Annotated in this window: 9 protein-coding genes; 1 reads left to right on the top strand and 8 read right to left on the bottom strand. The window is 71.5% G+C overall.

The genetic code is table 11. From position 1 onward, the window contains the following. Positions 1-303 precede the first annotated feature (303 nt). A complete protein-coding gene (gatB, locus tag Dvina_RS07830; protein WP_223101674.1) occupies positions 304-1797 on the bottom strand; it encodes an Asp-tRNA(Asn)/Glu-tRNA(Gln) amidotransferase subunit GatB in 1494 nt (497 codons plus the stop codon). A 74-nt stretch (positions 1798-1871) separates the two neighbouring features. On the opposite strand from gatB, the gene Dvina_RS07825 reads away from it, so the two are divergent. Beyond that, the gene (locus Dvina_RS07825) at positions 1872-2048 is read left to right on the top strand and encodes a DUF4236 domain-containing protein (protein WP_081971544.1); all 177 of its coding nucleotides are present in this window, start codon (positions 1872-1874) and stop codon (positions 2046-2048) included. Positions 2049-2062: 14 nt separating this feature from the next. Here the strand turns inward: Dvina_RS07825 and gatA are convergent, their stop codons facing one another. The 7 genes from gatA to Dvina_RS07790 all read right to left on the bottom strand — a co-directional run bounded on the left by gatA (position 2063) and on the right by Dvina_RS07790 (position 12283). Continuing rightward, positions 2063-3538, bottom strand: a complete 1476-nt coding sequence (gene gatA / locus Dvina_RS07820) for an Asp-tRNA(Asn)/Glu-tRNA(Gln) amidotransferase subunit GatA (RefSeq protein ID WP_223101673.1) — start codon at positions 3536-3538, stop codon at positions 2063-2065. 3 nt (positions 3539-3541) lie between these two features. Beyond that, positions 3542-3841, bottom strand: coding sequence for an Asp-tRNA(Asn)/Glu-tRNA(Gln) amidotransferase subunit GatC (gene gatC, locus Dvina_RS07815; protein WP_223101672.1), 300 nt, complete (start codon positions 3839-3841; stop codon positions 3542-3544). A 68-nt stretch (positions 3842-3909) separates the two neighbouring features. Next, positions 3910-5979, bottom strand: a complete 2070-nt coding sequence (locus Dvina_RS07810) for a putative bifunctional diguanylate cyclase/phosphodiesterase (protein WP_223101671.1) — start codon at positions 5977-5979, stop codon at positions 3910-3912. A gap of 669 nt (positions 5980-6648) precedes the next feature. Next, the gene (gene ligA / locus Dvina_RS07805; RefSeq protein ID WP_223101670.1) at positions 6649-8862 is read right to left on the bottom strand and encodes an NAD-dependent DNA ligase LigA; all 2214 of its coding nucleotides are present in this window, start codon (positions 8860-8862) and stop codon (positions 6649-6651) included. Between the two features lie 38 nt (positions 8863-8900). Continuing rightward, positions 8901-9824, bottom strand: a complete 924-nt coding sequence (locus tag Dvina_RS07800) for a uroporphyrinogen decarboxylase/cobalamine-independent methonine synthase family protein (RefSeq protein ID WP_246656505.1) — start codon at positions 9822-9824, stop codon at positions 8901-8903. A 64-nt stretch (positions 9825-9888) separates the two neighbouring features. Beyond that, positions 9889-10962, bottom strand: a complete 1074-nt coding sequence (gene mnmA / locus Dvina_RS07795; RefSeq protein WP_223101668.1) for a tRNA 2-thiouridine(34) synthase MnmA — start codon at positions 10960-10962, stop codon at positions 9889-9891. Positions 10963-11374: 412 nt separating this feature from the next. Further along, positions 11375-12283: a chitosanase gene (locus Dvina_RS07790; protein WP_281428379.1), complete on the bottom strand. Its 909-nt coding sequence runs from the start codon at positions 12281-12283 to the stop codon at positions 11375-11377. Positions 12284-12342 lie beyond the last annotated feature (59 nt).

Here is a 12342-nt window from a genome sequence, read left to right as displayed (position 1 = left end):
GGGACGTCCGCCGCTCGATCGCGGCGCGCTACCGCGCGCCCCGTCCGATGCGTGTTGTCCTCGCGCCCGAGGGCGTTGGTGCTGGTAGTGCGTTGTAGGGGGTGAGGTCCGCAATCGCGGACCCGGCAGGGAGGCGCCCCAGCGCCGACCGCTTCGCCCACTCTGGCTCGGTGGGCTTCGCATTGACCGACCCAGAGCAGGCGCTGACGGGAGCAGCGGTCGCGCCCACCGCGGACCCGAGTCACGCACTGAAGCCTTGCCTTGGAAGGGGCCCTTCGGAGAAAGGGCCCCTTCCAGATACCGCTACGACAAGCGGGCGATGATCAGTTCGCGGACCGTCTTGGCGTCGGCCTTGCCGCCAGTGGCCTTCATGACCGCGCCGACCAGGGCGCCCGCGGCGGCCACCTTGCCGTCGCGGACCTTCGCCGCGACGTCCGGGTTGGCGGCGATGGCGTCGTCGACGGCCTTGGTCAGGGCGCCCTCGTCGGAGACGACCTCGAGGCCCCGGGCGGCCACGACCTCGGTCGGCGTGCCCTCGCCGGCGATGACGCCCTCGAGGACGACGCGGGCCAGCTTGTCGTTGATCTTGCCGGCGTCGACCAGGCCCTGCAGCTCCGCGACCGCGGCCGGCGTGACGCCCAGGGCGTCAAGCTCGGTCTCGGTCTCGTTGGCGCGGCGGGCCAGCTCGCCCAGCCACCACTTGCGCGCGGACGCGGCGGTCGCGCCGGCCTCGACGGTGGCCGAGATGAGCTCGACGGCGCCCGCGTTGACGACCGACTGCATGTCGAGGTCGGTGAAGCCCCACTCGGACTGCAGCCGCGCCCGGCGGACCCGGGGCAGCTCGGGCAGGGCGGCCTTGAGTTCGGCGATCCACTCGGCGGCCGGGGCGAGCGGGACGAGGTCGGGCTCCGGGAAGTACCGATAGTCGGTCGCCGTCTCCTTGCTGCGCCCGGACCTGGTGTCGCCGGTCTCCTCGTGGAAGTGCCGGGTCTCCTGGATGATCTTCCCGCCGTCGGTGAGGACGCCGGCCTGCCGGATGATCTCGGAGCGGACCGCGCGCTCGACGGAGCGCAGGGAGTTGACGTTCTTCGTCTCGGTGCGGGTGCCCCACTCCGCGCCCGGGCGGTTGAGCGAGGTGTTCACGTCGCAGCGCATCGAGCCCTGCTCCATGCGCACGTCGGAGACGTCGAGCGTGCGGATGACGTCGCGCAGTTCGGTGACGTAGGCGCGGGCGATCTCCGGCGCGCGGGCGCCCGTGCCCGGGACCGGCTTGGTCACGATCTCGACGAGCGGGATGCCGGCCCGGTTGTAGTCAACGAGGGACTCGGTCGCGCCGTGGATACGCCCGGTCGCGCCGCCGACGTGCAGCGTCTTGCCGGTGTCCTCCTCCAGGTGCACCCGCTCGATGCCGATGCGGACCGTCTCGCCGTCGATCTCGACATCGAGGTACCCGTCCACGCACAGCGGCTCGTCGTACTGGCTGATCTGGAAGTTCTTCGGCATGTCGGGGTAGAAGTAGTTCTTGCGCGCGAAGCGGCCCCACGGCGCGATCGAGCAGTTCAGGGCCAGGCCGATGCGGATCGTCGCCTCGATCGCGGCGCGGTTGGCCACCGGGAGCGCGCCGGGCAGGCCGAGGCAGACCGGGCAGACCTGCGTGTTGGGCTCGGCGCCGAAGGCGGTCGGGCAGCCGCAGAACATCTTGGTGTTGGTGCCGAGTTCGACGTGCGTCTCCAGGCCGATGACCGGCTCGAACGCGGCCACCGCCTCCTCGTACGACAGTTGCGTCACGGTGCTCATGATGCCTGCTTTCAGCCTTGGTGTATCAACGCACGACATTGGGTATCCATCGCTCACCTGGAGGGAGCAACGCCATGCCGGTGCAGTTTCGGAAGAGCAAGAAGTTCGGCCCGTTCATTTTTCACTTCACGCAGGATGGATTCTCCTCGTGGAGCTTCAAGCTGGGCCCCTGGTCGTGGAACTCGCGGAGCAAGAAGAACCGCGTGGACCTGCCCGGCCCGTTCTCCTGGCGTCAGGGCAGCCGGGGCTGAGCAGGTCCTCGGCGTCACAGCGACGGCGGGGTGAGTGGCGGCAGCGCTGATTCGAGCGCGGCCGCCACTCGGTACATCCGGTCGTCCGCCATGGTCGGAGCCATGATCTGCAGGCCGACCGGCAGCCCCTCGGACAGGCCGGACGGCACCGAGATCGCCGGGCCGCCGTAGAGGTTCGACGGGATCGTGTAGAGGTCGGCCAGGTACATCTGATACGGGTCCGACGTGCGCGCACCGAGCTCGAACGCCACGAACGGCGTGGTCGGCGCGAGGAGCACGTCGGCGACCTCGAACGCGGCCTGGAAGTCGCGGGTGATCAGCGTGCGGACCTTCTGCGCCTGGCCGTAGTACGCGTCGTAGTACCCCGCCGAGAGCGCGTAGGTGCCGAGGATGATCCGGCGCTTGACCTCGGGGCCGAAGCCGGCGTCGCGGGTGATCGACATGACCTCCTCGAGGGAGTGCTTGCCGTCGTCACCGGCGCGCAGGCCGTAACGTACCCCGTCGAAGCGCGCGAGGTTCGACGAGCACTCGCTCGGCGCGATGAGGTAGTACGCCGGCAGCGCGAACTTGAAGCTCGGGCACGAGACCTCGACGATCTCCGCACCCAGCTTGACCAGGGCGTCGACCGACTCGCGGTACGCCGCGACGACGCCGGGCTCGGCGCCCTCGCCGGCGAACTCCTTGACCAGGCCCAGGCGTACCCCGCTGAGGTCGCCCGTCGCGCCGAGGCGCGCGGCCGCGACGACGTCCGGGACCGGCTGCGGGATCGAGGTGGAGTCGCGCGGGTCGTGGCCGCCCATGACCGCGTGCAGCAGCGCCGCGTCCTCGACGGTGCGCGCGCACGGGCCGGGGGTGTCCAGGGACGAGGAGAAGGCGATCAGGCCGTACCGCGAGGTCCCGCCGTAGGTCGGCTTGGCGCCCACGGTGCCGGTGACAGCGGCCGGCTGGCGGATGGAGCCGCCGGTGTCGGTGCCGATCGCCAGGGGCGCCTCGTACGCGGCGACCGCGGCCGCCGAGCCGCCGCCGGAGCCACCCGGGATGCGCGCCGTGTCCCACGGGTTGTACGTGGGGCCGTAGGCGGAGTACTCCGTCGACGAGCCCATCGCGAACTCGTCCATGTTGGTCTTGCCGACCATGACCAGCCCGGCCTCACGCAGCCGGGTGGTGATCGTCGCGTCGTACGGCGGGCGCCAGTTCTCGAGGATCTTGGAGCCGGCCGTCGTCGGCACGCCGCGGGTGGCGATGACGTCCTTGACGGCGATCGGCACGCCGTCGAGCGGGCCGAGCGCGGCGCCCGTGGCCCGGCGCTCGTCGGTCGCCCGGGCGGCCTCGAGCGCGCCCTCGCGGTCGATGTGCAGGAAGGCGTGGATCCGGTCCTCGACGGCGTCGATGCGCTCCAGGTGCGCGGTCGCGACCTCGACGGCCGAAACCTCCTTGGCGTCAAGGCGGCGGCCGAGCTCGGCCGCGGAGAGTTTCGTCAGGTCACTCACGGCTCAGGCCTCCTCGTCCAGGATCCGCGGAACGCGGAAGCGGTTCTCCTCGGCGTCGGGCGCACCGGCCAGCGCGTCCGCGCGCGTGAGGCCGGGCACGACGACGTCGTCGCGGTACACGTTCGTCAGCGGCACCGAGTGCGAGGTCGGCGGCACGTCCACGGCGGCGACCTCGCCCACCTGGGCCACGGCCTGCAGGATCACGTCGAGCTGCCCGGCGAAGGTGTCGAGTTCCTCATCGGTGACGGCAAGCCGCGCGAGACGCGCGAGATGCGCCACCTCGTCGCGGGAAATCGTGGCCATCGGCGCGCTTCTCCTTCAGGTCGTCGGCTTTGAACGCAGCGTGACATCCGTGCGTCAACCCGACGAGTCTATTTCGTGCTGATGACGGGCCGTGCGGCAGTCTTCGACAGCCAGTCCAGCAGCCGGTCCGGGGGCATCGGCCGGGCGAAGTACCAGCCCTGCCCCACGTCGCACCCCGCCTCGACGAGCATCCGCCAGGTCCGCTCGTCCTCGACACCCTCCGCGACGACGCGCAGGCCGAGCGCCCGGGCCAGGTCGATCATGGAGTGCACGATCGCCGCGTCGTCCGGGTCAGTGGCCAGGCCGAGCACGAACGAGCGGTCGATTTTCACCTCGGCGAGTGGCAGGCGGCGCAGGTGGACCATGGAGGAGTACCCGGTGCCGAAGTCGTCCAGGGCGATCGCGACGCCGAGCTTCTTGAGCCGGGCGAGCGTGCTGAGCACCCGGCGCGGGTCGGCCATCAGCGCGCTCTCGGTGATCTCCAGCTCCAGCCGCGACGGGTCGACGTCAGCCTGGGCCAGCTTCGCCGCGATCCGGTCCGCGATCTCGCCCGTGTGCAGGTCGCGCACGCTCACGTTCACCGCGACCCGCACCCGGTCGGCCACCGGCGACAGCGCCCGCCAGGCGGCGAGCTGGCCGATCGCCTCGTCGATGATCCGCAGCGTGAGCAGCCGCATGACCGGGCTGTGCTCGGCGACCTTGATCAGCTCTTCCGGGTCGATAGGGCCGCGCGTCGGGTGCCGCCACCGCAGCAGCGCCTCGACCCCGACGACCGCCCCGCTGGCCAGCCCGACCTGCGGCTGGTAGTACAGCTCGACGCCGTCGGACGTGTTCTTCAATGCCTGGCGCAGGTCGGCCAGCAGGCTGAGCCGCTCGGGCGTGTTGTGGTCGGACTCGGGGGCGTAGACGGCGAGGTTGTCGCCACGGCCCTTCGCGTCGTACATCGCGACGTCGGCGTGCTGCATGAGCTCGGCGAAGTCGGTGCCGTGCTCGGGGTACACGGCGACGCCGACCGACGCGCCGACGTCGATCGGCAGGCCGTCCAGCTGCACCGGCTCCGCGAGCGCCGACATGATCTCGGCGGCCGCGCGGCGGGCGTCGGCGGTGTCGCGCAAGTGGGGTACCACCACCGCAAACTCGTCGCCACCGAGCCGCCCCACGAGATTGTCCGGCCCTGACGCCTCCGCGGCCGCGATCAGCCGCTGCCCCACCTCGACCAGCAGCCGATCCCCGACCCGGTGCCCGAGTGCGTCGTTCACCTGCTTGAACGCGTCCAGATCGAGCAGCAGCAGGGCGAGACGCCGCTCGGCCGCCCCGCCCTCGGCCCGCTCGGCGTGCTCCTGCAGCCGCGCCGCGACCTCGCGCTCGAGGGTCCTGCGGTTCGGGAGCCCGGTCAGCGGGTCCAGCCGCCCGGCCTGCGCCCGCTGAGCCGCGAGCCTGGTCATCCTGCGGATGGCAAAAAGCGTCAGGAGCGCCAGTGGTACCAGCAGCACGTCGACGTGCGCGGCCGCGACCAGCCCCGGGGCGGAGAGCAGCAGCGCGCCGTTCGGCAGCGCATCGTTCTTCACGGCCCGGCTGAACACGACCCGCCAGCTGCCCCCGAAGCGCAGCCAGATCGCCGTGGCGACGAGCAGGTTGTTGACCACGAACCAGGTCACGGCGCTGGCGAGCACCCACAGTATGCCGGTGGTGTCGAGCCTTTCGTGGACGTCGTTGATCGACCCGACGTTGCTTTCGGGCAGCAGCGTGTCCGCCGCCTGGAACGACAGCATGAACTGCGCGGCGTTGAACGCGGCCCGCCAGGGCCGGTGCTTGAGCCACACCGCCGCGACAGCGACGGCGACGAGCTGCACCGTTACCGCGGGCGCACACCCATAGGCGACCATGATCGCGAAGGTGAAAGCGATCGAGGGGAACGTCGGAATGTTCTCGTCCCGCGACCCCTGCACGAACAACGGCGTGTCGGCCACGACGGCGAGCCCGGCGAACACCCAGAACGCGGCGTCGACCTGCAGTCCTTCGCGCACGATGCTGCTCACGAACCACACGCCGGCCACCGCCACGACCACGATGACGTACGCAAAGAACCGACGACGATGCCGAGGCGGCGCCACGTTGCGCAGCGCGCTCTGCTCCATCCGTTCCCCGCTCTCTCGAGAGGCCGCCCCACCCCGTTTCGGACGCCATGCGAGCCTGCACCCTGATCAAGGGAAATTTCCGGAAAGGATGCAGAATCGATGCACAACCGCCAGCGATTCAACCGACCGGGCGATCCCACAATGGACAGATCAGCTTGAATATCGGTGCTACGTAACGGCAGGCGAACTTTCCGTCACGGCACCACATTGACGCCCATCACCCGCAGCACACCATTACAGCGGGGCATCATCGACCTACGCTAAGCCACCGGAGCGTTCTTTCACGCTACTTCCACGCCACCATCGCTGGATGAACCCGCAGCTCAAGAGCCCTCACACATAATCTCTACGCCCACCACTCCGGGACCCTCCACGATGGACGCCCATCGACCGGAACCACCGGGACGCGCCCCGACACGCACGCGGCTCCTCTGAGCGGTCACCATCCCACCCCCGCACCCTCCACGATGGACACCTCGCCGCCCGACGAGACGCCGCCGACACGGCCCACTGCCACCGCCATCTCAACGCAGGGGGCACCCGGACGGCCGCCGGCAGCCCCGACCCCAGCCACCCATGCCATACAGGGGATCCGGCGGTCATCTCAGGGCGAACGACACCAGCGCCCGCCCAACCCCAGAGCACCGCGGCTCAGGCCAGGCATCACCACTACTCAGCCGCGGCAGCATCCGCCTCCTGGATCGCCTTGGCATCCGCCGCCGCCGCTTCCGCCGCCGCCCCACCATCAGCGACCCCACCGTCCGCCGGTCCACCGTCCACGGCCCGACCGTCGCCCGCCGCCTCCTCGTCACCGAGCTGGGCCACCGCCCGGGCCGCCTCCGGCCCCTCGTTCAGCAGCACGTCAAACCCGGCCTCGTCCAGAATCGGCACCTTCAGCGAGGCCGCCTTCTCCGCCTTCGACCCCGGCGCCTCCCCCACGACCACGAACCCGGTCTTCTTCGACACCGACCCCGACACCTTGCCCCCGCGCGAGGTGACCGCCTCGGTGGCCTGATCCCGCGAGTACCGCTCCAGCGACCCCGTCACCACCACCGTCACCCCTTCCAGTGGCCGCGGACCGGTGTCGACCCGCTCCTCGACCATCCGCACGCCCGCCGCCGTCCACCGCGCCACCCAGTCCCGGTGCCAGTCGACGGCGAACCACTCGTGCACGGCGCGGGCGATCGTCGGCCCCACGCCCTCGACGGCGACGAGCTCCTCGGTCGTGGCGTTGGCGATCGCCTCCATGGAGCCGAGCGAGTTGGCCAGCGCCTGAGCCGCGGTCGGCCCGACGTGCCGGATGGAGAGCGCGACGAGCACCCGCCAGAGCGGCCGCTGCTTGACTTCCTCCAGGTTGGCCAGCAGGCTCAGCGCGTTGGAGCCGAGGGCCCCGTTCTTGTTGACGAAGAACGGCGACTGCGCCAGCCGCTCCGCGTCGACGTCGAACAGCTCGCTCTCGTTGGGGATCACCGACTCCAGCAGCGCCGCGGCCGCCTCCCAGCCGAGGGCCTCGATGTCGAGAGCGCCGCGTGCGGCCAGGCCGTAGAGGCGCTCACGCAGCTGCGCCGGGCAGAACTGGGCGTTGGGGCAGCGGATGTCGACGTCGCCCTCCTTGCCGGGCGCGAGCGGGGTCTTGCACGACGGGCACTCGGTGGGCATGACGAACGCGTGTTCAGTACCGTCGCGGCGGTCCACCACCGGCCCCAGCACCTCGGGAATCACCTCGCCGGCCCGGCGGATGACGACGGTGTCGCCGATCAGCACCCCCTTGCGCACGACCTCCTGCGCGTTGTGCAGCGTCGCCTGCTGCACCGTGACGCCCCCCACGAACACCGGCTCCATCACCGCGAACGGCGTGACGCGCCCCGTGCGCCCCACGTTGACCTCGATGCCGATCAGCTTCGTCATCGCCTCTTCGGGCGGGTACTTGAACGCGATCGCCCACCGCGGCGCCTTGCTCGTCGAGCCGAGCCGGCGCTGGATCGACATCTGGTCGACCTTCACGACCACGCCGTCGATCTCGTGCTCCAGCTTGTGGCGCTTCTCCCCGTACTCGGCGATGTACGCCCGCACCCCGGCCAGGTCCGCACACACCCGGTATCGCTCGGACGTCGGCAGGCCCCAGGCGTGCATCAGCTCATACGCCTCGGACTGGCTCGCCGGGTTGAACCCCTCCCGCGCGCCGAACCCGTGCACCAGCATCCGCATCGGCCGCACCGCCGTGATGTGCGGGTCCTTCTGCCGCAGGCTGCCGCTGGCCGCGTTGCGGGGGTTGGCGAACGGCCGCTCCCCGGCCGCCACCTGAGCCGCGTTGACCTCCTGGAAGCCCTCCAGCGTGAAGAAGACCTCCCCGCGCACCTCCAGCAGCTCGGGCACGTTGTCGCCGGCCAGCTGCTCGGGGATCTCCCGGATCGTGCGGGCGTTGAGGGTGATGTCCTCGCCGGTGCGCCCGTCGCCACGGGTCGCGGCCCGGGTGAGCCGGCCCTTCTCGTACGTCAGGTTCAGCGCCAGTCCGTCGATCTTGAGCTCGCACAGGTATCGCGGCTGACTCCCGGCATCCCGCTCGATCCGCTCGGCCCACGCCTCCAGCGCCGGCTCGTTCAGCGCGTTGTCGAGGCTGAGCATCCGCTCGCGGTGGTCGACGGCGGCGAACTCGGTCGAGAACGTGCCGCCGACGCGTTGACTGGGCGAGTCCGGGGTGACAAGCGCCGGGAACTGCGCCTCGAGCGCCTCCAGCTCCCGCATCTGCGCGTCGTAGACGGAGTCGTCGACCGCGGGCGACTGCAGGACGTAGTAGCGGTACTGGTGCTCGTCCAGCTCGCGGGCCAGCTCGGCGTGCCGCTCACGCGCCTCGACGGTCGGTTCGGACTCGGCGTCGGTCATGGCAAGGAAGTTACTCCAGGGGTACGACAAAAAATGCGTCAGCCCAGGTCAGCCGTCAACCGGCGGCCGGCCTCGCGCACCGACGTCAGCACCGCGGTGACCTTCGCCTCCTCGGGCAGCCCGCACGGCGGCGTCACCACCACCTGCTCCGGCAGGACCTTCAGCGAGAACCCGAGCTTGCGCCACATGTCGCGGACCTGATCCGCCTGCTCTGCGGCCGTGCGCCCGGAGACTCCGGCGAACAGGCCCATCCCGGAGTCCAGCTGCTCGCCCAGCGGGTCGAGGTCGTGCAGCAGCGACAGATCGATGGCCACCGCGACCGCGCCCGCCTCCCGAAGGAGCTGCAGCGGTACCGCCGCAGCGCAGCAGTGCACCACGACCGGCACGGCGGCCGCGGTGATGACCGCCGACAGGGCCGACCGCGCGACGGCGGGGTCCACGGACCGCAGCGTCCCGAACCCGCTCTCCGTCGGCACCCGCCCGGCCAGGACCGCCGGCAGCGAAGGCTCGTCGAGCTGCAGCAGGACTTTCGCGCGCGGAAGCCGGGCCTGCACCTCCGCGACGTGCGCGCGGACGCCGTCGGCGAGGGACCCCGCGAGGTCGCGCGCGGCGCCCCAGTCGCGCAGCACCTGCCCGCCGATAGGCAGCCCGAGCGACGCCGCGAGCGTCCACGGCCCGGGCACCTGCACCTTGAAGGTGCCCTCGAAGTCACCCGCCCGCTCCGTCATCGCGTCCAGGTCGCGTTCGAGCAGGTCACGCGCGACGCGCAGGTCATGTCCGGGGCGCGCGGCCACCCGCCACCGCGCGGCGTACAACTCGATCGGCATCTCGGTCAGGAACACGCCCCCGCGCCCGATCATGTCCGCCCCGGGCCCCCGCGCGGGGAGCTCCGGCAGGTGCGGCAGGTCGGGCAGTTCGCCCAGGACGATGCGCTGCGCCTCGACGATGTCGGTGCCGGGCATGGAGCCGATGCCGGTCGCCGCGGCGGCCGGCCAGGGGAATGACGTCACTGCCGATACTCCGAGATCAGGAGGTCTGCGAAATGGTGGCTGAGCCGAGCACGATGTCACCGTCGGGCGAGGGTTCGTAGCAGACGATGGCCTGCCCGGTCGCGATCCCGCGCGCTGCACGTCCGAGCGCTGCGACCAGGCGCCCGTCCTCGAGCCGCACGGTCGCGGGCAGCGTCTCCCCGTGGGCCCGCATCTGTACCTCGCACGCGACAGCGCCCTCGGTCGGCACGGTCCAGACCGGCCGCTCTCCGACGACGCCCGTCACATCCAGGGACGAGGCCGGCCCGACGGTCACCGTGTTCGTCACTGGCGTGATCGACAACACGTAGCGCGGCTGCCGGTCCGGCGCGGACACCCGCAGATCCAGGCCGCGGCGCTGCCCGACGGTGTACGCGTAGGCCCCCTCGTGCTGCCCGATCACCGCCCCGGTCGTCGCGTCAACGATGTCGCCGGGCGCCGACCCGAGCCGCTCCGCGAGGAAGCGCTTGGTGTCGCCGTCGGCGATGAAACAAATGTCGTGACTGTCCGGCTTGTCGGCCACCGCGAGCCCGCGCTCGGCCGCTTCCGCGCGCACCTGCGCCTTTGTCGAGTCGCCGAGCGGAAACATCGCCCGATCCAGCTGCGCCCGCGTGAGCACGGCCAGCACGTACGACTGGTCCTTGGCCAGGTCGACACTCCGCCGCAGCAGCCCGTCGCTCCCGAGCCGCGCGTGGTGCCCCGTCACAACGGCATCGAACCCGAGCGCGACCGCGCGATCGAGCACCGCGGCAAACTTGATCTTCTCGTTGCACCGCAGGCACGGATTCGGGGTGCGCCCGGCCGCGTACTCAGCCACGAAGTCGTCGACGACATCCTCGTGGAACTGCTCGGCCATGTCCCACACGTAGAACGGAATCCCGATCACGTCGGCCGCGCGCCGAGCGTCCCGCGAGTCCTCGAGCGTGCAGCACCCGCGCGCGCCCGTGCGGTACGTCTGCGGATTGCGCGCCAGCGCGAGGTGCACCCCGGTCACATCATGCCCGGCCGCAACCGCCCGGGCAGCCGCAACCGCCGAGTCGACCCCACCGGACATCGCCGCAAGCACTCTCACGCCCCAAGCGTACCGGCGCCCGGGCGCGCGCCCCTCAGCGCGCAGATTGCCGGAGCCAGTTGGGCCGAAACCGGATGACTCGGCCGGCACGTGGCCGTGGACGGCGCGCGGACGCGGCCCGCACGTAGCCCCGTGGGCAGCGCGCGGACGCGGGCCCCCACGTAGCCCCCGTGGGCGGCGCGGATGCGGCCCACACGTAGCCGTCGACGGCGTGCGGACGCAGCCCACACGTAGCCGTGGGCAGCGCGCGGACGCAGCCGCCACGTAGCCGTGGACGGCGCGCGGACGCGGCTGGCGCGCAGGTGGCAGGCGCGGACGCGGCCAGCGCGGACGCCGCCCGCGCGGACGCGGCTGGCGCGCAAGTGGCAGGCGTGCGGAGATCGGGCGGCAGTGGGCCGCGCGCGGAGGCGGGTCAGACGGAGATCTCGTAGGAGTCGCCGTAGACGCGCCAGCGCAGGGGTGGGTCGAGGTCGAAGTTGCGGGCGGCCAGGAAGACGCGCTGGGCGTCGTCGACGCGGCTGCCGTCGTCGTGGGCCTCTTCGCGCTGCATCATGGCCACCCGGGCGTTCATGAACGCCTCCAGGTACGCCGCCTCGTCGCCTCCGCGCGCGGGTGGCGGGGCCGTCTCGGCTGCGGTGCGGCGAAGTTTGGCCAGGCCGTTTGCGCCGTGCATGACGATCGCGTCGTAGTACGCGAACTGGCCGAGGACCCGCAGCCCGTCCTGTTTGGCCTGACTGAGGGCCGGGTTGAAGTACATGCGGTCGCGCTCCGCGTCCTGGGCGGCGCGGAAGGCGGGGTCGGCCGCGGCCGCTTTCCAGTCGGCGGTGAAGTTCGGGTCCAGGCCGGTGTGCGCGGCGCTGCCGTTGAGACGCTTCAGGGCCGGCAGGTACGTGGCGAGCTTGTTCCCCGGCACCGCGGTCGTGTAGCGCTCGATGACCGCGCGCATGTCGCCGGTACCGCTGCAGAAGCCGACGATGCCCGCCGTGTACCCGCGGCCGTCCTGAATGTCCTCGATGTAGGCATACTGCGCGGTCCAGTCGAGCGTCGAGTTCTCCGCACTGGAGACCAGACGCATGGCGATGTCCTTCTTCTGCGGATCAGACAGGTCGCCGCGGAGCTTCTGGTTCGGCCCGACCCGCACCGCACGGCGCCCGTCGGGACTGGCCGGCAGCCCGCCGTCGTCCGCCGGCGCGTGCCCGATCGCCGGCGAGGCGTTCACCGCCGTCGGCCCGGCCGACTCGTCATCCCCCTGCTCGGGCGCGCGCACAGCCAGCGACGCAAGGGCCAGCGAGGCCACCATGAACGCCGCAACGCCAAGCACCCGCCGAGTCGAAACGCGCCGCACTAGCCCTCCCCTTCACCGGACTCAGCCGCGCGAAC

Origin of the sequence: Dactylosporangium vinaceum (genome assembly GCF_019904175.1) — a bacterium.
Taxonomy (GTDB): Bacteria; Actinomycetota; Actinomycetes; order Mycobacteriales; family Micromonosporaceae; genus Dactylosporangium; species Dactylosporangium vinaceum.
Note: the sequence above shows the minus strand (reverse complement) of the source record. Positions and strands in the feature narration are given on the sequence as shown.

What these genes read in the sequence shown, in the direction of transcription:
- Dvina_RS07825 (WP_081971544.1), top strand. Translation starts at nt 1,872, where the DNA reads ATGCCGGTGCAGTTTCGGAAGAGCAAGAAGTTCGGCCCGTTCATTTTT.
- Dvina_RS07800 (WP_246656505.1), bottom strand. Translation starts at nt 9,824, where the DNA reads ATGCCCGGCACCGACATCGTCGAGGCGCAGCGCATCGTCCTGGGCGAA.
- ligA (WP_223101670.1), bottom strand. Translation starts at nt 8,862, where the DNA reads ATGACCGACGCCGAGTCCGAACCGACCGTCGAGGCGCGTGAGCGGCAC.
- gatC (WP_223101672.1), bottom strand. Translation starts at nt 3,841, where the DNA reads ATGGCCACGATTTCCCGCGACGAGGTGGCGCATCTCGCGCGTCTCGCG.
- gatB (WP_223101674.1), bottom strand. Translation starts at nt 1,797, where the DNA reads ATGAGCACCGTGACGCAACTGTCGTACGAGGAGGCGGTGGCCGCGTTC.
- Dvina_RS07810 (WP_223101671.1), bottom strand. Translation starts at nt 5,979, where the DNA reads ATGGAGCAGAGCGCGCTGCGCAACGTGGCGCCGCCTCGGCATCGTCGT.